General features: G+C 40.7%; 18 protein-coding genes and 2 rRNA genes. 12 read left to right on the forward strand and 8 right to left on the reverse strand.

Translation table 11 applies throughout. The features are described 5' to 3' along the window. Positions 1-26 precede the first annotated feature (26 nt). Together M472_RS28250 and M472_RS28255 are read right to left on the reverse strand one after the other, a co-directional pair. Positions 27-410 (reverse strand): DUF3037 domain-containing protein, encoded by a 384-nt coding sequence (locus M472_RS28250; protein ID WP_021069210.1) that lies wholly within the window; start codon positions 408-410, stop codon positions 27-29. After that, complete coding sequence (locus tag M472_RS28255) at positions 388-1,185, reverse strand: HipA family kinase (protein ID WP_021069211.1); 798 nt, start codon at positions 1,183-1,185, stop codon at positions 388-390. The genes M472_RS28250 and M472_RS28255 overlap by 23 nt, the downstream gene beginning before the upstream one ends. Before the next feature lie 167 nt (positions 1,186-1,352). On the opposite strand from M472_RS28255, the gene M472_RS28260 reads away from it, so the two are divergent. From M472_RS28260 to gldG, 7 genes are all read left to right on the forward strand, one after another. Continuing rightward, entirely contained in the window at positions 1,353-1,901 is a 549-nt protein-coding gene (locus tag M472_RS28260) for a DUF1599 domain-containing protein (protein ID WP_021069212.1), read from the forward strand. Position 1,902: 1 nt separating this feature from the next. Continuing rightward, positions 1,903-3,111 (forward strand): BT_3928 family protein, encoded by a 1,209-nt coding sequence (locus M472_RS28265; RefSeq protein WP_021069213.1) that lies wholly within the window; start codon positions 1,903-1,905, stop codon positions 3,109-3,111. Continuing rightward, on the forward strand, positions 3,111-3,635 hold the full coding sequence (locus M472_RS28270) for a shikimate kinase (protein ID WP_021069214.1): 525 nt from the start codon (positions 3,111-3,113) through the stop codon (positions 3,633-3,635). Before M472_RS28265 ends, M472_RS28270 begins: the two co-directional genes overlap by 1 nt. After that, positions 3,635-4,600, forward strand: coding sequence for a glycerophosphodiester phosphodiesterase family protein (locus M472_RS28275; RefSeq protein ID WP_021069215.1), 966 nt, complete (start codon positions 3,635-3,637; stop codon positions 4,598-4,600). Before M472_RS28270 ends, M472_RS28275 begins: the two co-directional genes overlap by 1 nt. 3 nt (positions 4,601-4,603) lie before the next feature. Continuing rightward, a complete protein-coding gene (locus M472_RS28280) occupies positions 4,604-5,314 on the forward strand; it encodes an ATP-binding cassette domain-containing protein (RefSeq protein WP_021069216.1) in 711 nt (236 codons plus the stop codon). 63 nt (positions 5,315-5,377) lie between these two features. After that, on the forward strand, positions 5,378-5,959 hold the full coding sequence (locus M472_RS28285) for a porin family protein (protein ID WP_021069217.1): 582 nt from the start codon (positions 5,378-5,380) through the stop codon (positions 5,957-5,959). A gap of 105 nt (positions 5,960-6,064) precedes the next feature. Further along, on the forward strand, positions 6,065-8,467 hold the full coding sequence (gldG, locus tag M472_RS28290) for a gliding motility-associated ABC transporter substrate-binding protein GldG (protein WP_021069218.1): 2,403 nt from the start codon (positions 6,065-6,067) through the stop codon (positions 8,465-8,467). A gap of 42 nt (positions 8,468-8,509) precedes the next feature. Here gldG and M472_RS28295 read toward each other — a convergent pair whose 3' ends face one another. Then, entirely contained in the window at positions 8,510-10,000 is a 1,491-nt protein-coding gene (locus tag M472_RS28295) for a succinate CoA transferase (protein ID WP_021069219.1), read from the reverse strand. Positions 10,001-10,341: 341 nt separating this feature from the next. On the opposite strand from M472_RS28295, the gene M472_RS28300 reads away from it, so the two are divergent. Next, positions 10,342-11,154 (forward strand): helix-turn-helix transcriptional regulator, encoded by an 813-nt coding sequence (locus M472_RS28300; RefSeq protein WP_021069220.1) that lies wholly within the window; start codon positions 10,342-10,344, stop codon positions 11,152-11,154. A gap of 14 nt (positions 11,155-11,168) precedes the next feature. Then, positions 11,169-12,044 carry a 3-keto-disaccharide hydrolase gene (locus M472_RS28305; protein WP_021069221.1) on the forward strand — a complete coding sequence of 292 codons (876 nt, stop codon included), beginning with the start codon at positions 11,169-11,171 and terminating at the stop codon, positions 12,042-12,044. Positions 12,045-12,111: 67 nt separating this feature from the next. On the opposite strand, the gene rpsT is transcribed toward M472_RS28305, so the two are convergent. Continuing rightward, positions 12,112-12,366 carry a 30S ribosomal protein S20 gene (gene rpsT, locus M472_RS28310; protein ID WP_021069222.1) on the reverse strand — a complete coding sequence of 85 codons (255 nt, stop codon included), beginning with the start codon at positions 12,364-12,366 and terminating at the stop codon, positions 12,112-12,114. Between the two features lie 174 nt (positions 12,367-12,540). Between rpsT and M472_RS28315 the strand changes: the two genes are divergently transcribed. Together M472_RS28315 and sucD are read left to right on the forward strand one after the other, a co-directional pair. After that, positions 12,541-13,089 carry an RNA methyltransferase gene (locus M472_RS28315; protein WP_022829278.1) on the forward strand — a complete coding sequence of 183 codons (549 nt, stop codon included), beginning with the start codon at positions 12,541-12,543 and terminating at the stop codon, positions 13,087-13,089. 63 nt (positions 13,090-13,152) lie between these two features. Next, entirely contained in the window at positions 13,153-14,025 is an 873-nt protein-coding gene (gene sucD, locus M472_RS28320; protein ID WP_021069224.1) for a succinate--CoA ligase subunit alpha, read from the forward strand. A 53-nt stretch (positions 14,026-14,078) separates the two neighbouring features. Here sucD and M472_RS28325 read toward each other — a convergent pair whose 3' ends face one another. Next, a complete protein-coding gene (locus M472_RS28325) occupies positions 14,079-14,579 on the reverse strand; it encodes a DinB family protein (RefSeq protein ID WP_021069225.1) in 501 nt (166 codons plus the stop codon). Positions 14,580-14,660: 81 nt separating this feature from the next. Between M472_RS28325 and M472_RS28330 the strand changes: the two genes are divergently transcribed. Beyond that, entirely contained in the window at positions 14,661-16,520 is a 1,860-nt protein-coding gene (locus tag M472_RS28330; RefSeq protein ID WP_021069226.1) for a CocE/NonD family hydrolase, read from the forward strand. Positions 16,521-16,550: 30 nt separating this feature from the next. Here the strand turns inward: M472_RS28330 and putP are convergent, their stop codons facing one another. The 3 genes from putP to M472_RS28345 form a co-directional block, all read right to left on the reverse strand. Then, positions 16,551-18,047: a sodium/proline symporter PutP gene (gene putP, locus M472_RS28335; protein WP_021069227.1), complete on the reverse strand. Its 1,497-nt coding sequence runs from the start codon at positions 18,045-18,047 to the stop codon at positions 16,551-16,553. 118 nt (positions 18,048-18,165) lie between these two features. After that, positions 18,166-18,277 (reverse strand): 5S ribosomal RNA (rrf, locus tag M472_RS28340). Between the two features lie 96 nt (positions 18,278-18,373). Further along, positions 18,374-18,639, reverse strand: a 23S ribosomal RNA gene (locus M472_RS28345); the annotation flags it as partial.

Raw genomic sequence — 18,639 nt, forward strand, 5'->3', positions numbered from 1 at the left:
CAAATATACTATTAATACTACCAACATTATAGAATTAATTTATTAAACAACTCGTCATGAGTCTGTTCTGCAGAAACGCACATCCCAGGATGTGTAGCCGAGCATTGTATCAGTGTACTTCTATTTGCGGTAAGCCATCTAAATCGCTCAGGTTGATCAAGAGATGCAATACGTCCGGCTTGCTTATCACCGATACAAATTCGACGAAACGAATCTAAATGTTCGTTGATCATCGACACATCTATATCAGCATATAGTGCTTTTATTTTCATCTCATCTACATATATCTTGACATCGGCATAGCGTTGCTTTCTACAATAGAGCGCTACCCCCACATTCACAAACTCCTCCCGTTCGACACGAGGTACGACCCGTACTACGGCATACTCATATACTGTTCTTTCGCTCATTTTCTATTTGATTAAGAAATACATCAGACTGTGCTAGTCTTCCCAATAAAAACTTTCTGTAGACCTCACGCACTTCCTCTGGACCGAGCATTCTTCCTTCTTCCGCCAACCATTCGTCAGGAATAGCATCCAAAACAGCAGTGATTGTATCAACATCAAAACTCGACCTATACTTGCTATCGACCTCCCGAACCTGTGTTGCCCTATTCAACAGCACGTGATCTTTGATCTGTACAAAAGGCTTGGTCATCTGCTCTTCCCAATTGTCCCAAGAATGATGAAAATAGAGCGAAGCACCGTGATCAATCAACCAAAGTTCCTTATGCCAGATCAACATGTTTGTATTACGTGCAGTGCGGTCCACATTCATCAATAAGGCATCCAACCAAACAATTTTAGAAGCCTCCTCTTCATTGACAACATCAACATTAGCATCAAACGTAATGGCACCGTTAAGAAAGTGTACACCTAGATTTTTCCCGACAGAGAAACGTAACAAATCCTGAATCTCTTCATCCGGTTCCATCCGCGCAAATGATTCGTCCAACTCTGCAAATACCATCTCGGGCATACGAAGCCCCAATAGACGTGCCAGCTCCCCTCCTATAAACTCGGCCACTAGCGCTTTCTTACCTTGTCCGGCTCCTCTAAACTTAATAACGTAACTAAATCCATCGTCTGCATCGACCAGCCCAGGTAATGAACCTCCTTCTCTAAAAGGTTGTATATAACGGATGATATTTACATCCCGTATTTCTATTTTACTCGTCCCCATCGGCACACTTATATATCTTGTATAAAACTCAAATTCATCACTCTAATCTAGTTCAAAAATCTTGACTTATCGATAGAAAAAAGCAAAACATACAGTTTTGTGACTAACAAACAACCATATTTCTAGCTATATTTGTCTTTATTGAAAAGTAATACGAATTAGAGGATATGGATACAACCGCAGAATACAATGCCGTAATACAATATTGCAAGGATCTTTTTATAAAAAAAACGAAGGATTATGGTACCGCATGGCGAATCATGCGTCTACAATCAATCACCGATCAGATTTACATCAAAGCAAAACGTATCCGAACGCTCGAAATCAAACAGGTTTCTAAAGTTGGTGAGGATATTTCGGACGAGTATATCGGGATTGTGAATTACTGTGTCATCGCACTTTTGCAATTAGAATTGGGTGAAGAAGGAGAAGAAAATCTTCAAACCGCTTTTGTAGACCAAAAATATACAGAAAAAGTAGATGAGACACGTGACCTGATGTTTGCAAAAAATCATGATTATGGTGAGGCGTGGCGCGATATGCGCATCTCCTCGATGACAGACCTTATCCTTATGAAACTACACCGAGTGAAACAAATTGAGGACAACCATGGGCAGACACTCGTCTCCGAAGGCCTAAAGGCCAACTATCAAGACATGTTGAACTATGCTGTCTTTGCGTTAATAAAACTGGGTTTTGCCGATAAAAACAACTAAAATGTCTAATACTTCCTACTATGCTCCGTTGAAAAACGACAAGTCTTCACCTGATATCCTGTTATGGGTATCACGATTGTTCGTTGGACTGCTATTTATATTTTCCGGATTAATAAAAGCCAATGATCCTATGGGATTTGGCTTCAAATTGCAAGAGTACTTCCATGTACTCCATCTTAATTTCCTAAATGACTATGCTACTTGGATTGCGGTCGCTATCTGTGCTTTTGAGATTATTCTAGGTGCTTTACTTGTACTCGGTATTGCAGGTCGAAAAGTCGCTTGGGGATTACTACTTTTGATTATCTTTTTTACCTTCCTGACGTTTTACTCTGCCTTTTTTGAGGTAGTGAGTTCTTGTGGATGCTTCGGAGATGCTATTCCTCTGACTCCATGGCAATCCTTTATCAAAGACCTTGTGTTACTCGTTTTTATATTGGTAATCTTTGTTAAAAGAAAAAACATCGCCCCTTTGATAGCGAGTTCTTTTACGAACAATCTGCTGAGCTTCTTTGTTATCATTCTATCTTTTGGTATCGGAATCTATACCATCAGCTACTTACCTTTTGTAGATTTCTTGCCTTATAAAGAGGGGAATAACATTCCTAAGCTCATGGAAATACCTGAGGGTGCGGAACAAGATGAATATGAACACATCTACGCGCTGAAGAACAAGACGACGAATGAAGAGAAAAAGATGACAGACAAGGAGTATATGGACCAAAAAATTTGGGAAGATGAGAATTGGGAAGTCATTGGTGAACCCGAATCAAAACTGATCAAAAAAGGTTATCAAGTAGCTATTCGGGATCTGATCATCTCAGACGCTGAAGGAAATGACCTAACGCAAGAAGTCATCAACAACCCCTATTACAACTTTGTGGTTACCAGTGTCGACGTTACCAAGCTTTCGCCTACGGATCTAGTGGCATTAGATAGAATCAATCAGACTATTCGTGCGCTGTCTACTGATTTTAATATCCGAGCGATCTTATTAACAGCTAGTTCCGCCAATGACGTCAGCTACCTTGATGATCAACTCGACCTGGTGTTAGAAACATTTTATGCAGACGCAGTGCCACTGAAAAGTATGGTCCGCTCTAACCCAGGCATTATGTTGCTGCAAAACGGCACCGTTATAAAGAAATGGTCTAAGCATGCTTTCCCTAGCAAAGAAAAGTTAATAGAAACCTATTTAAAAACGCAGTAATGGTTAGACCAATTTTCATTGTTGGCTTCATGGGGAGTGGAAAAACTACGCTAGGGAAAAAGATTGCTGCTGCCATGGGGAGACCATTTGTTGATCTCGACCACGAAATTGTAGCTCATATAGGCATGAGTATCCCCGAGTACTTTAACATGCACGGTGAAACTCACTTTAGAGTACTGGAAAGTGAATTTCTGAAGAAGCAAAAAGGAAAAAACGCTATTATTTCTACTGGAGGAGGGACACCTTGTTTTTTTGACAATATGCAATGGATTGTCGAAAATGGGATAGCCTTGTATTTACAACACAGTCCAAAATCGCTCTGGTCTCGGCTCAGCAAATCCGATGTCAACAAAAGACCTGTTCTAAAGGGGCTGAATGGAGATGAGTTGCTCACATTTATAGAGACGAAGTTGGAAGAACGGATTCCGTTCTATAGTCAAGCGCAAGTCAGCGTGGATCAGATACAAACCTCGTTAGAGGAGGTTGTGCAACAGCTAAAACATTACCAAATTTATACTGACTGATGAAATTCAACTCCCTATATCTTTTGTCCATCTCATTCGTGATTTTCGCGACGGGTTGTTTTCGTAATAGCAGCACAACAGAGACGAAGATTAGGGAACAGGAAAACAGCTTATTCAGCAAGAGCACCTTTGAGCTGAATACAGTAGAGGATCTCTATCAATTTCTAACGTATACTGAATCGGCCTATCCGTTGGTCAGTGCACACCGCGGTGGACCTAGCGCCGGATATCCCGAGAACGCTATAGAAACATTCAGCCGCATCGCCAACAAGATGCCTGCTATTATTGAATGTGATATCCGCCTTTCGAAAGATTCTATTTTGGTACTCATGCATGATGAGACTTTAGAAAGAACGACAACAGGTAAAGGCCGTATCAATAAGTTGAACCTGACAGACCTTAAAGAACTGAAACTTAAAGACTCAGAGGGAAAGGTCACCTCTTATCGTATCCCGACTCTGGAAGAAGCTTTGGTATGGGGCAGAGGAAAGGTTATCTTTACCCTAGATGCAAAAAATGACATCCCCTACCAACTGCTCTCCGACGTAATTACCAAGACCAATGCACAATCTTACAGCGTAGTAATCACCTATAGCAGCAAACAAGCTAAAGCATTGTATCGTATCAACCCCGATCTGATGATTTCTGCCAGTATTAAGTCGGTAGATGACTTAACTCGACTAGCTGCTCAGGGAATTCCCGACAATAGAATTATTGCTTTTATAGGGATACAACAACCTAAAGAAGAGCTGGTAACGACCTTACACCAACATGGCATCAAAACAATATTGGGTACATTGGGCAACCTTGATCGACAAGCGGAACAGCGAGGCTACCAAACCTATGCAGAATATATTGAAAAAGGAGCAGATGTGTTAAGTACTGACCGTCCCTTTGAAGCGCATAAAGCATTAGATTATTATATCCGAAAGCGAAATATCACTTCGCCTTATATACGTCATTAAATCATGTCGATTGAAGTCAGGGAACTCACAAAAAGCTATAAGCAACAAAAAGCTTTAGATGCCATCTCATTTACCACGGGGAGTAATCACATTATCGGATTTTTAGGTCCTAATGGAGCCGGGAAATCGACCACGATGAAAATCCTTACGGGCATCATTCCGGTCGAACAGGGATCCTGTAAAATCAACGGCCTGGATATCCAAGAAAATCCTTTGCCGACCAAAAGATCGATTGGCTATCTACCAGAAAGTAATCCACTCTATAGTGACATGTACGTACAAGAAATATTACACTTTGAAGCTCGTCTCCATAATCTTTCCAACAGCGCACAGAGGGTACAGGAAGTAATTGCCTTGACAGGCTTACAGGCTGAGCAGCACAAGAGAATAGGTCAACTGTCCAAAGGCTTCAAGCAGCGTGTCGGACTAGCACTAGCAATAATACATGACCCTGAAGTCTTGATTCTTGATGAACCAACGACTGGACTCGACCCCAATCAGATTATCGAGATTCGTACTTTAATCCAACAATTGTCAACAAACAAGACGGTGTTCTTATCGACACATATTATGCAAGAAGTAGAAGTCTTGTGCCAAGAAATTATCATTATCCATAAAGGGCAAATAAAAGATCATTTTTTGTCCGTGGACAGAGAGGACAAATACCCAGGCCTCCATATGGAAGATATTTTTGTAAAACTAACAAACTCGTAAAACAAGATTGCCTTTAGATTGTTCTAGAGGTATGAAGTTTTCTATAATTAAAAACTATTAGATATGAAGAAAAAACTACTTACAGCCGCATTATTGCTTGGCGTTTTTGGGTATACTAACGCACAAGAAATTAAAACAGTACCTCAACATTCGGCGAATGTAGGACTCACCCCCATCAAAGAAGGAAATTGGATGATAGGTGGATCTGTTGGAAATCTTGGTTACAACTTTGAATCAGATGCCTTTAACATTGCATTAAATCCTCGTGCAGGATACTTTATTGCAGATGGTCTAGCATTAGGAGCTCAAGCTACTTTAGGCGTAGGTGCTGCTAAGAATGAAAAGACGGAATGGAGTTATGGTATTGCACCTTTTGTACGCTACTATATCCCCAGAGGAGCAAGTGCTACAGGCCGTTTCTTTGGTCAAGGTGATGTCGGCATAGCTGGAGGATCACAAGGTAAAGGAACAGCTTTTGCTTTCGGTGTTAATGCAGGTTATGCACACTTTATCACACAGACGGTGGCTCTTGAAGCAATGGCGGGCTACAACTATACTAAAGCAAATGTCAACCTCGGGGACAAAGCAACAGGATTAGGAGTCAGCCTTGGATTCCAGATTTACCTACCAGGTAAAAGCAGATAATCTTAAAGATTAGGTATCATATAAACAGCATGGGTCTCTGACTCATGCTGTCTTGCTTTCTAACATACATTTTCCTAATTTCGGAACAAATTAATCGAGAGCAAGTTGTTAAGTATATATATAAAAGAAATAGCCAGCTATTTTAACTCATTGATTGGCTACCTAGGGATAGGGCTATTTTTGTTGATCACGGGATTATTAGTATGGGTTTTCCCCGAAACCTCTATATTGGACGCTGGCTATGCTTCGTTAGACAGCTTTTTCGCTTTAACCCCCTATCTTCTCCTTTTTTTAGTCCCTGCTGTTTGTATGCGCAGTATAGCTGGCGAAAAATCAGACGGCACATTTGAACTTTTACAAAGTCGCCCAATCACTTTAAAACAGATTGTTGTAGGCAAGTTTCTAGGCGCAGTAACAATTGTCTTCTTAGCTATCTTACCGACCTTAGTATATGCTGCAACCATCTACTTATTGGCCTATCCTATAGGCAATATGGATCTTGGCGGAGTCATGGGTTCTTATATTGGATTGTTTCTATTGGCGGCAGCATTTGCAGCCATTTCGATCTTTTGCTCTTCTTTGACGGACAATCCAATTATTGCTTTTCTGTTGGCTATCTCCCTGTGCTTTTTTTTCTTTTACGGATTTGATGCACTCGGCCAACTCCAAATTTTAGCTTTTATAGAAGACTCGGTCAAGAATGTTGGAATCTTAAAACACTATGATTCGATGAGTCGAGGAGTGATCACAGCTGCTGACTTGGTCTATTTTTTTAGTTTACAGGCCCTGTTCTTACTGTTTTCAGTAGGTCATCTAGGACGTCGTTTCCGAGCTCGAAAAAAGACATTTTTAGTATATTTCAGTTTTTTGATTTTAATAACCATAGTGAATCAATCTTTGGTACAGCAGATGTTCGGCAGAATAGACCTTACTTCCGACAGACGGTTTACACTCACGGAGACGTCAAAGGACATGGTTAAGCAACTTAAAGACGACACTTACATTACCATCTTTCTCGATGGTCAACTTCCGGCAGGCTTTAAAAGATTACGACAAGCTGCTATAGATATGGCGTACGACCTGAAAGGCTATTCAAAAGGCAAACTAAAAGTCAATGTCATCGATCCAAGTGCTGGAAGTGAAGAAGAACAAAAGGAATATGCAGAAGCACTGATTGCACGCGGATTGTACCCGACTAATCTCAGTGTAAAAACAGGAAGTGGCTTCAGTCAGAAATTAATATTTCCGGCGGCGATTGTCAGCCATGGGGAACAGGAAATCAATGTCAGCCTGCTTCAGAATAAGATAGGACAAACTCCGGAACATGTTCTCAACAATTCGATTCAAAATCTAGAATATGCGCTTGTCTCTGCCGTAGCGAAAATCAACAGTCCTAAAGCTTCTTATATTGCTTTTACAGAAGGTCATGGCGAACCTTCGGATTTGGAACTATATGATGCGATGCAGACATTGGGTGCTACGGGGCAAGTGGGACGTCTCCACCTTGATTCGATCCGATTGGATAATTTAAAAGATATTGCTCTTATTATTATAGCAAAGCCACAAACTTCCTTTTCAGAAAGTGAGAAATATAAATTAGATTATTTTGTCCGAAATGGTGGTTCGGTGATCTGGGCCATAGACCAAGTCGATGCGAGTTTGGATCATCTCAAAAAGACGGGTACACAGCCGCTTATCGGGAGAGCACTGAACTTGGATGATCAACTCTTTCTCTATGGCGTACGTCTAAATTATAATCTTGTTGCGGATCTGAACTGTTCACAGTTGCCGCTCTCTGTAGGAAGTATTGGCGGACAATCTCAGATAGAGATGGTGCCTTGGTATTTCTTTCCGATCTTGATGCCGACGAGCAATAATGCTATTCTAAAAAACCTAGATGGCATACGTACAGAATTTGTCGGTACGCTAGACACTATCGCAGCGGAAGGCATCAAGAAAGAGCTACTTTTACACTCTTCACCCTTTAGTCGGATCGTCAATACACCAGGTCCAATTTCCTTACAGATGGTGGAAGAGCAACCTGATCCTGCTAAATTCAGGACCACACCTAAGCCGGTCGCAGCACTCCTGAGTGGTCATTTCCCTTATATTTTTGAAAATAGACCTGTACCGTCTGGAGTAACAGAGACTATAGATCTGTCACATCTGTCAAAAGAAGCGCGTATGCTGGTTATTGCTGATGGTGATTGGCTAATCAATCAAGTGAATGGGAAAGATCAGTCTCCATACCCATTAGGTTGGGACCGATATACCGAACAACAGTACGCAAATAAGGTCTTCTTAGAGAATATCGTGGATTATCTGATGAATGATGAACGACTAATTAAACTTCGGAACAGAGAGGTGAAACTGCGTTTATTGGATCAGGCCGCGGTGAAGAACGACAAGTTAAAATGGCAACTGATTAATGTTGTTCTTCCAATAATGATCCTGTTATTGGTTGGGCTATTACAGAGTTATGCCCGCAAACGGCGCTATACAAAGTAAAGAAGAGCTAAGAGGTGGGTTATCTTAGCTCTCTTCTTTACTTTACTTCTTCATACTACCTGTCTGCCCCAGTCGCAGATGCCAACTAAAGGCTTCTTCCAGAAGGTGAGGCGTATGTCCACCTCGTATACATGCCCGGTCAAAATAGGATTGTAGTTCTTCTCTATAATCAGGATGTACACAGTTGTCTATAATCTGCTGAGCCCGCTCCCTTGGAGCCAATCCTCTTAGATCAGCCAGACCAATATCGGTTACCAGAATATCAACATCATGCTCGGTATGATCCACATGGGATACCATAGGAAGTACATGCGATATGGCATTGTCTTTAGAGGCCGCCTGGGTCACAAATATACTCAGATAGGCATTACGAGCAAAGTCTCCCGATCCTCCTATTCCATTCATGATTTTGGTTCCGGAGATGTGTGTCGAGTTAACGTTGCCATAAATATCGAACTCAATGGCTGTGTTGATTGCTATAACTCCTAGACGGCGGATAAGACCAGGGGTATTGGAAATATTTTGCGGTCGAAGTACAAACTTATCACGGTAACGTTGGAGATTATCAAAAACACGATGATAACAATCTTCAGAGACTGTTATCGATGACGCTGATGCAAAGCTCAGTTTTCCAGAATCAATAAGGTCGAATGTACTATCCTGTAATACTTCTGAAAACATGGTCAGATCATAGAAGTTACTATCCTTAAATCCCATCAATACGGCATTTGCCACTTTTCCTATTCCTGCTTGAATTGGAAGTAGACGATCAGTCAGATGACCTAACTTTACCTCATTCTCAAAAAACTGTAAAATATGCCGCGCAATGGAAGAGGTCTTTTGATCGGGCGCTGCTATATCTGCAGGACTATCTGTTATATCAGTAAATACAATACCAATGACCTTTGCAGGATCCAAGGGTATAGTCTTACGTCCAATTTTATTCCAAGGAGCTACGATGGGAATCACATTTCGATGGGGATAATTCTCCGCTTGATAAATATCATGGATTCCGTATACTTCTTCAGGAACCGCAGTATTAATTTCCAAGATCACCTGCTTTGCCAATCCGGCAAATGTAACCGAGTTACCTACTGAAGTAGTCGGAACAATACTTCCATCCCTATCGATGTACGCTACTTCTATAATAGCGATATCCACTGGAGGAAGGTTTTCGTTATGTAGGAGCTCAGCACTTTCACTCAAGTGTTGATCGATAAACAAGACCTCTCCGGCATTTATTTTATTTCGTAATGTCCTGTCCACTTGAAAAGGCATACGCTTGCTCAATGCACCAGCCTCTGCCAACTTGCCATCTGTATCGTGCCCCAAGGAGGCACCAGTCATTAAGGTAATTTTTATATCTTCTTTTTTGGCTCGCTCAGCAAATGCTGGCAATACAACCTTACTATCACCCGCTTTGGTAAATCCACTAGATCCGACAACCATGCCATTCTGGATAAAGGAGGCTGCCTGTTCGGCGGTCATCACTTTATGACGTAAAGTTTCTAAACGTATTCTTTCAACACTCATTATTTATAATAATATGATTTTTTATATCTTTCTATCAATCAAACAATTTACAATAATATAAATTAAATATCGACCTAAATTATTACATTCTGCCACTAAATTATTGATTCCTATCCAAAGACATATAACCCCTTAATAATCAACAATAAAAAAGAATACAAACAGCCTCTACGAGGAAGAAACCAAAGAATTAAACAATTAACTAACAAGCTATTAGCATCGCTAACAATGTTGATAAAGCGCCCTATTACTGTGCACGAGCACACTTTTTAAGTAAGCCAACACTTACTTTTTGGTATTGTAACCAAAAAAATGGAAATTTATAGCTCAATCAACAAGTTATGGAAAAGGAATACGTCGATAAGTATTATATGACCGATGTGGATGCATTTGAAGATAGTATATATTGTCATCACGCATTAATGGGTGACAATCATATCGAAGAACATCAACATAAAAAAGGCCAGTTTCTGTATACGGAAGGCGGTGTAGTATTTCTTAAGACTTCTGACAAGTCGTATTTTCTACCTGCGAGACACTACATTTGGATTCCTTCTGGCGTCAAGCACAGTATTCATCCCAGCTCTTCTCATGTCGTCATGAGAAATCTCTATTTTCCAAAATATGAAACTGACACGGATTTTTTTGACAAAATCAACATCTATCCGGTCAATGACTTATTGATCGAATTAATCATGTTCACCAATCGCTGGAACGGCAATATTTTTCCTGTAGAAGAGCCGAAATATTCCATCGCAAAGGCTTTCAAATTAATCCTACCAGAGTTGTCCCAATCGGAACTACCTTTAGCTCTGCCCTATCCTCAACATGAAAAGTTGAAAAATATCGTATCATTCCTTGAAAAGAATATATCTGAAAATGTAGGCTTTAAGGATCTCTCACAACGGTTTGATATCAGCGAACGGACTTTGGCACGTCTTTTCCAAAAAGAACTTAACATGTCATTTATCCAATATTATACCATATTGAGAATGCTAACAGCACTGCGATTATTACTAGATGAAAAGATAAGTGTCAACGAAGTGGCACTCCGAGTGGGCTACAGCAGCCTACCGACCTTTAGCAATACCTTCAATAAGGTAATTGGGATAAGGCCCAGCGATTATGTCAAACATCAAAATACATTACTCTAAATAACCTCTATTCAATGAACCTAAAACATTTCTTGACTATAGCCCTAGCCTCGGCTACGCTCCTATCGTGCAATGCCCAAAACAAACAAGCCGATGAGACTGTAAAAACTCCTGCTCCTATACAGTTGTTCAATGGGAAGGACATTAACGACTGGACGGCAAAGATCCGCTTTCATGAAGTCGGTGAAAACTATAAAAACACATTCCGTGTTGAAGATGGCCTGTTGAAAGTACGCTACGATGGCTACGAAGACTTCAACAAACAATACGGACACCTAGCCTATAACAAACCATTTGGTTACTATATACTACGTGTCGAATATCGTTTTGTAGGAGATCAAGTCAAGGGAGGTGAAGGATGGGCCTGGCGCAATAGTGGCGCTATGTTACATGGACAATCTCCAGAGAGCATGTTGAGAAATCAGGATTTCCCAATATCTATTGAAGGTCAACTCTTAGGCGGAGACACCACCCCGACTTCAGAGCGTACCACTTCCAACCTTTGTACTCCTGGCACGAATGTATTCTACCGCAATGAACTTTATACTCCACACTGTGTGAGTTCAACATCCAAGACTTATCATGGAGACCAATGGGTTACAGCCGATTTCGTTGTATTCGGAGATTCTTTAATAAGACATGTACTGGAAGGAACAACTGTTCTAGAATACGCCAAACCTCAAATCGGAGGCGGAAATGTAAGCGGGTATGATGAAACGCAGAAAAAAGATGGGCAATTGCTTAAATCGGGATATATCTATCTGCAATCAGAAAGCCACCCAATCGATTTTCGAAAAGTAGAACTATATGACTTGGAAAGCTACAAAGACAATCCAAAGGCACTAGAAACTATAACAAACACTATCCTTAAAATGAAGGAGAGGGAATAAACCTAGGTTTATCGCAATAAAAAAAGGATGCTTTTGGCATCCTTTTTTATATTCTTAGTAAGAAAAATTACGCTAACTTGTTAACAAACTTTGTCAACTTAGATTTGTTATTTGAAGCTTTTTTCTTGTGGATAACATTTTTCTTAGCCAAACGATCTAGCATAGAAACTACGCGTGGTAATAACGCTTTAGCTTCCTCAGCAGAAGTTGTATTACGTAATTTTTTAATTGCGTTACGTGTAGTTTTTGCTTGGTAACGGTTTCTTAGACGCTTCGCAGCGTTAGCTCTAATTCTTTTAATCGCTGATTTATGATTTGCCATTTCTCTTAGCTATATTTTATTATATTTTTTATACTAAATTCGGATTGCAAAAATAACCAGTATTATTCAATATTCAAAATCTATTTTAAAGTTTTATTTCCACCTGTCCATCGGCTATTAAGACATTATTAGCAAAACGCTTCATTTTTCATATTTTACTCCTTAATTTTGGCCATGCAAAAACTATCAATGGATCAATTGAACCGTACTGATATAACGGCCTTCAAAGCGCAAGAAAAAACACCTATTGTCTTGGTTCTAGACAATGTGCGCAGTATGCATAATGTAGGTTCGACCTTCAGAACAGCAGACGGTTTCGCATTAGAAAAAATCATACTTTGTGGTATTACGGCCTGTCCTCCACACCGGGAAATTGAAAAAACAGCACTTGGTGCGACTCAGTCTGTGGAGTGGAAACACTTTCAAAGTAATCTAGAAGCTATACAATCCCTTAAAGAGGAAGGCTATAAAATTTATGCCATAGAACAGGTTTCCAGTTCGATATCACTTCCGGATTTTACCACATCTGAAGATGAAAAATATGCTTTAATTTTTGGAAATGAAGTCCATGGCGTGGATGAACAGCTCTTGCCCCATGTCGATGGATGCATCGAAGTTCCCCAGTTTGGCACAAAGCATTCCTTCAACGTATCGGTTACTGTTGGTGTAGTATCCTGGGATTTGCTCACCAAGATGAAATATTCTTATAAAAAAATGGATTAGCCCGCCCTTTATTTCGGGAAGTCATTACAAAATAGTAGATTTGCTCTGCAAAAAAATAGAACAATGAGTGTATTAGTAAATAAAGATTCAAAAGTTATCGTTCAAGGATTTACTGGAACAGAAGGTACTTACCATGCTTCTCAAATGATTGAGTATGGTACTCAGTTAGTAGGTGGTGTTACACCAGGTAAAGGTGGTCAATCACACTTGGACCGTCCTGTATTCAATACCGTACAAGATGCAGTAGATGCTACTGGTGCTAATGTTTCCATCATTTTTGTACCTCCTGCATTTGCAGCAGATGCCATTATGGAAGCAGCAGCGGCAGGAATTGCTTTAATCGTTTGTATTACTGAAGGTATTCCTACGAAAGATATGATCCAAGTAAAATCATACTTGAGCGACAAAAACTCTCGTTTGATCGGACCTAACTGTCCTGGTATCATCACAGCGGAAGAAGCTAAAATCGGTATCATGCCAGGATTTATCTTCAAAAAAGGTAAAGTGGGTGTAGTTTCTAAATCAGGAACTTTAACATATGAAGCAGTAGACCAAACTGTAAAAGCAGGTTTAGGCATCACTACAGCCATCGGAATCGGTGGAGACCCAATCATTGGAACAACTACAAAAGAAGCTGTTGAGTTATTAATGAATGACCCTGAGACTGAGGCAATCATTATGATTGGTGAAATCGGTGGTGGAATGGAAGCTGAAGCAGCACATTGGATCAAAGAAAATGGTACTAAGCCAGTTGTTGGCTTTATAGCAGGTCAAACAGCGCCTCCGGGACGCCGTATGGGACACGCTGGTGCTATCGTTGGTGGTGCAGATGATACTGCAGAAGCTAAAATGAAAATCATGCGTGAGTGTGGTATTCGTGTTGTAGAATCTCCAGCAGAAATCGGAAAAGCTATTGCGGAAGAATTAGCAAAATAAGCTTCCGTAATTTTATATAGAAAAAGGCCTCTTTATAACAAGAGGCCTTTTTTCTATCCATTACTCAAATCATCAGCAGAAGGACCATATATCCCAGGTACAGGAATATCTAATAACCGTAGATAAAGAGACAATTGTCCTCTATGGTGAATGAGGTGATTTTGTATGATAAAACGCATCGCCCCAACTTTTGGCATTTCCGCAATAACGTGATCACCAGCACATAGCGTCCACATCGACGACCAATCTTCGTCTGTCAATGAATTAATCATCTCTACATTCTTAGCATATCCTTGTTCCAACACTTCGCTAATTTCATTCATATTCGTTGGTTTGAATGGGGTATAATGTTTCTTAAAGTCAAACACACTTTGCCCCAAAGCCTTGTGTACCCAGTTGTGCAGCTCTACGACATGGGCAGCCAACTCTCCCGCGGTCATCGATTTAACATGCGGTCTCCAATCGAGATGCTCATCCTTTAGTCTGCTAACGATACGTCTTGTATTTTCGGTTTCTCTTTCTAATTCAATCAAAAAGCCTTGTTTCAAACTCATAATATTTCAAATTTTGTTTCCTCTAATTTAGAAAAAATAGTATTAATACTTATATTGAATTCTCATTTGAACCAAGTTACCATGAAAAAAATACTACTTCTGCTTTTACTGTTTCCACTTATCGGCCATCTCTGTGCCCAAGAAGTAAACGAGGCCTATATCAGAGCACATTACGACAAGATCGAAGAATACATCCCCATGCGAGATGGAACCAAACTCTTCACAGCAATCTACATTCCCAAAGACAAAACACTAAAACATCCTATATTACTGAATAGGACCCCTTATACCGTAGCCCCTTATGGACAGGATAAATATAAAAGTAGCTTGGGTAACTTCGAAAAAATGGCTACCGCTTCCTATATCTTTGTATATCAAGATGTACGTGGCAAATGGATGAGTGAAGGCACATTTGAAGATATTAGACCTACCAGAACAAAGGAAAACAAACTCCAAATCGACGAAAGTACCGACACCTATGATACTATAGACTGGCTGATTAAAAACATCAAGAACAACAATGGAAAAGTAGGTATGTATGGTATTTCTTATCCTGGGTTTTACGCTACGACTTCGCTAGTCGGCTCTCACCCGGCGCTTAAGGCCGTATCACCGCAGGCTCCTGTGACCGACTGGTTTATTGGTGATGATTTTCACCATGGAGGTGCTTTATTTCTTATTGACGCTTTCCGTTTCATGTACACGTTTGACGCTCCACGCCCGCGCCCCATCACGAATGAAAATGGGCCCAAAGGATTCAACCTAGAGTCCAAAGATTGGTATAAGTTCTTTCTTGATAACCCTACACTAGGAGAGTTAAAGACAAACTATCTAGGTCACACAGTCAAATTTTGGAACAATTTAGCGAAACACAGCACCTTAGACACGTTTTGGACTAGCCGTACCATTACCCATCATCTAAATGCAGTCAAACCAGCCGTCATGGTCGTCGGCGGTCTCTTTGATGCCGAAGATACCTATGGTGCTTTTGAAACCTATAAACAGATTGAAAGACGAAATCCAAATAACAATAGCATTCTAGTAATGGGTCCTTGGTTTCATGGAGGATGGGTCCGTGGCAAAGGCGATTCATTTGGAGATATTAAATTCGATCAGAACACAAGCACACACTACCAAGAGACATTCGAACTACCTTTTTTTGAATACTACTTAAAGGGAAAAGGGGCCTTCAATCCTGCGGAAGCTAATATCTTTGTCACCGGAAGCAACCAGTGGAAAACATTTACGCAATGGCCACCACAGGAAAGTAAAGAACAGTCCCTTTATCTAAACGAAAACAACAGGTTAACTCCGACACCAAACCAGGGGCAAGATAACTACATTGAATACGTAAGCGATCCCTTAAAGCCAGTTCCTTCACAAGAAGGCATAATCACAAATCGTACCCGAGAATATATGATTGCTGATCAACGTTTTGCTGCGAATAGACCGGATGTCATCGTTTTTGAGACCGAAGTTCTATCGACGGATATCACTATGGCGGGTCCAATACAAGCGGATCTACATGTATCAATGACAGGTACTGATGCAGATTTTATTGTAAAAGTAATCGACGTTTACCCCGATAGCTCGACCGCCATATCTGCCATCAATAAAGAGACTGTGATGCAAAACTATCAAATGCTTGTCCGCGGAGAAATCCTACGAGGCAAGTTTAGAAATAGTTTTAGTACCCCTGAACCCTTCATTCCAGGACAAGTGACCAATGTAAAAGTCAACCTCCCTGATGTCGCCCATACGTTTAAAAAAGGGCACAAGATCATGGTACAGATACAACACAGTTGGTTCCCTTTAGCCGACCGCAATCCAAATCAATTCATGGATATCTACAAAGCTAAAGCAGAGGATTATATCAAGAATACACATCGCCTGTATTTCGATCAATCAAAGCCAAGTCGCATCAAATTTTCGACCTTATAAAAAAAGGGAGCTTGAAATAAGCTCCCTTTTTTACGACTGAATAATTCTCTTCACTTCATCAAACTCATCTTGAACCTCTTTCGATACCGGCTTACTTAATAAAGACACAGCAACTATCGTCAAAAAGCTCAGAACAAATCCTGGAATAATTTCATAAACAGCTTTATAACTATGGGGAACATATACCCATAATAAGACTACTGATCCACCAACTAACATCCCCAGTAAGCCTGCGAGCGCTGTAGTACGCTTCCATAGCAAAGACAAGACGATCAATGGTCCAAATGCTGCTCCAAAACCAGCCCAAGCGTTACCAACAAGATTCAAAATACTATCCTGCGGATTTAAAGACAATAGCAGGGCTACTATCGCGACAATGAGCACCGACAGTCTGCTCATAAGCAACATACTTTTAGCCGAAGCATTCTTATTAAAAAAAGCTTTATAGATATCTTCTGTCATTGAACTCGACGTAACTAAAAGTTGGGAAGAGATCGTACTCATCACGGCCGCTAGAATAGCTGATAACAGGAAGCCTCCGATCAATGGATGGAAGAGTACACGAGATAGATGTATAAAAATCGTTTCCGCCATTTCTTTAGAACCGTCGAATGCAAGCATACGATTCTGATCAAACTGATAGAGGTAAGCAATACCAAACAGCCCAACCAACATTGCTCCTCCGACTGTAAATATCATCCAGCTTATTCCTATACGTCTTGCTTTAGTGAGATCCTTCATATTGTCTATCGCCATGAAGCGCACAAGAATATGTGGTTGACCACAATAACCTAATCCCCAAGCCAACAAAGAAGCTACAGAAACAGCGGTAGTGCCTTCCAAAAGGTCCAGATAATGGCTTCCTTTGCTCTCAATGATCTCTAGCGTAGTACCCAATCCGCCTATCTGAGAAACAACAACTATAGGGATAATAACCAATGCGGTAACCATAATTGTTCCTTGTACAAAATCCGTTAGGCTCACGGCTAGAAAACCGCCTAAAAAAGTATATAGAACCACCACTGAGGTTGTAACGAACAAACCTGTATAATAATCTATCCCGAAAGCAGATTCGAAAAGTCGCCCCCCCGAGACCATTCCTGCTGAAGTATATAAGGTGAAGAATACCAAGATAAGAATAGAAGATACAATTTTCAATAACTGTGTCTTATCACGAAAACGGTTCTCAAAATAAACAGGTAGTGTAATCGCATTCTTGGCCACCTCCGTATACACGCGTAATCGAGGGGCTACTATCACATAGTTTAAAAAAGCGCCTGTAGTTAGTCCAATAGCTATCCATGCGCTAGACAATCCAGAAAGATACATCGCACCTGGCAGTCCCATCAGTAACCAGCCACTCATATCAGCAGCGCCAGCAGACAAAGCCGTTACGGCGGCGCCCATTTTTCGTCCACCTATCAGAAATTCATCCGAATTGCTTGTCGATTTTCTCCAAGAATAGATACCTATTCCTACCATCAGCGCCATATATAATCCAATAGATATTAGTTCGTATACATTCATATATTTATTTTTATACTGTAAAGATGGAATAAAAACGACTTAAATTGCAATTTAACGGCTAGTTATTTTCAAATAAACAGAAAAGCCCCTCCAGTTTCCTGAAGGGGCTTTGTATAAAAAAAGGCACCGACCTACTCTCCCACCTGTTACGGCAATACCATCGGCTCTGGCGGGCTTGACTTCTCTGTTCGGAATGGGAAGAGGTAGACACCGCCGATATAGGCACCTGAAATATCTTAAGCTCATCGCTGTTGCATAACAGCTATAGCCTGATTGACATGTTATTGAAAGAAAAAGAACAGTCAGAGAAGACAACAGGTCTATCTGCTTGGAAAGCTTCGGGCTATTAGTACTACTCGGCTTTGGTCTCTCAACCTTTACACCTGTAGCCTATCAACGTTGTCATCTGCAACGACCCTGTAAGGAAGTCTCATCTCGTGGCTAGTTTCGCACTTAGATGCTTTCAGCGCTTATCTATTCCCGACGTAGCTACCCAGCCGTACACCTGGCGGCATAACTGGTTCACCAGCGGTCAGTCCATCCCGGTCCTCTCGTACTAAGGACAGATCCACTCAAACTTCCAACGCCCACA

It is taken from the genome of Sphingobacterium paucimobilis HER1398 (assembly GCF_000416985.1).
Lineage (GTDB): Bacteria > Bacteroidota > Bacteroidia > Sphingobacteriales > Sphingobacteriaceae > Sphingobacterium > Sphingobacterium paucimobilis.

What these genes read in the sequence shown, in the direction of transcription:
- M472_RS28250 (WP_021069210.1), bottom strand. Translation starts at nt 410, where the DNA reads ATGAGCGAAAGAACAGTATATGAGTATGCCGTAGTACGGGTCGTACCT.
- M472_RS28255 (WP_021069211.1), bottom strand. Translation starts at nt 1,185, where the DNA reads ATGGGGACGAGTAAAATAGAAATACGGGATGTAAATATCATCCGTTAT.
- M472_RS28260 (WP_021069212.1), top strand. Translation starts at nt 1,353, where the DNA reads ATGGATACAACCGCAGAATACAATGCCGTAATACAATATTGCAAGGAT.
- M472_RS28265 (WP_021069213.1), top strand. Translation starts at nt 1,903, where the DNA reads ATGTCTAATACTTCCTACTATGCTCCGTTGAAAAACGACAAGTCTTCA.
- M472_RS28270 (WP_021069214.1), top strand. Translation starts at nt 3,111, where the DNA reads ATGGTTAGACCAATTTTCATTGTTGGCTTCATGGGGAGTGGAAAAACT.
- M472_RS28275 (WP_021069215.1), top strand. Translation starts at nt 3,635, where the DNA reads ATGAAATTCAACTCCCTATATCTTTTGTCCATCTCATTCGTGATTTTC.
- M472_RS28280 (WP_021069216.1), top strand. Translation starts at nt 4,604, where the DNA reads ATGTCGATTGAAGTCAGGGAACTCACAAAAAGCTATAAGCAACAAAAA.
- M472_RS28285 (WP_021069217.1), top strand. Translation starts at nt 5,378, where the DNA reads ATGAAGAAAAAACTACTTACAGCCGCATTATTGCTTGGCGTTTTTGGG.
- M472_RS28295 (WP_021069219.1), bottom strand. Translation starts at nt 10,000, where the DNA reads ATGAGTGTTGAAAGAATACGTTTAGAAACTTTACGTCATAAAGTGATG.
- M472_RS28300 (WP_021069220.1), top strand. Translation starts at nt 10,342, where the DNA reads ATGGAAAAGGAATACGTCGATAAGTATTATATGACCGATGTGGATGCA.
- M472_RS28305 (WP_021069221.1), top strand. Translation starts at nt 11,169, where the DNA reads ATGAACCTAAAACATTTCTTGACTATAGCCCTAGCCTCGGCTACGCTC.
- rpsT (WP_021069222.1), bottom strand. Translation starts at nt 12,366, where the DNA reads ATGGCAAATCATAAATCAGCGATTAAAAGAATTAGAGCTAACGCTGCG.
- M472_RS28315 (WP_022829278.1), top strand. Translation starts at nt 12,541, where the DNA reads ATGCAAAAACTATCAATGGATCAATTGAACCGTACTGATATAACGGCC.
- sucD (WP_021069224.1), top strand. Translation starts at nt 13,153, where the DNA reads ATGAGTGTATTAGTAAATAAAGATTCAAAAGTTATCGTTCAAGGATTT.
- M472_RS28325 (WP_021069225.1), bottom strand. Translation starts at nt 14,579, where the DNA reads ATGAGTTTGAAACAAGGCTTTTTGATTGAATTAGAAAGAGAAACCGAA.
- M472_RS28330 (WP_021069226.1), top strand. Translation starts at nt 14,661, where the DNA reads ATGAAAAAAATACTACTTCTGCTTTTACTGTTTCCACTTATCGGCCAT.
- putP (WP_021069227.1), bottom strand. Translation starts at nt 18,047, where the DNA reads ATGAATGTATACGAACTAATATCTATTGGATTATATATGGCGCTGATG.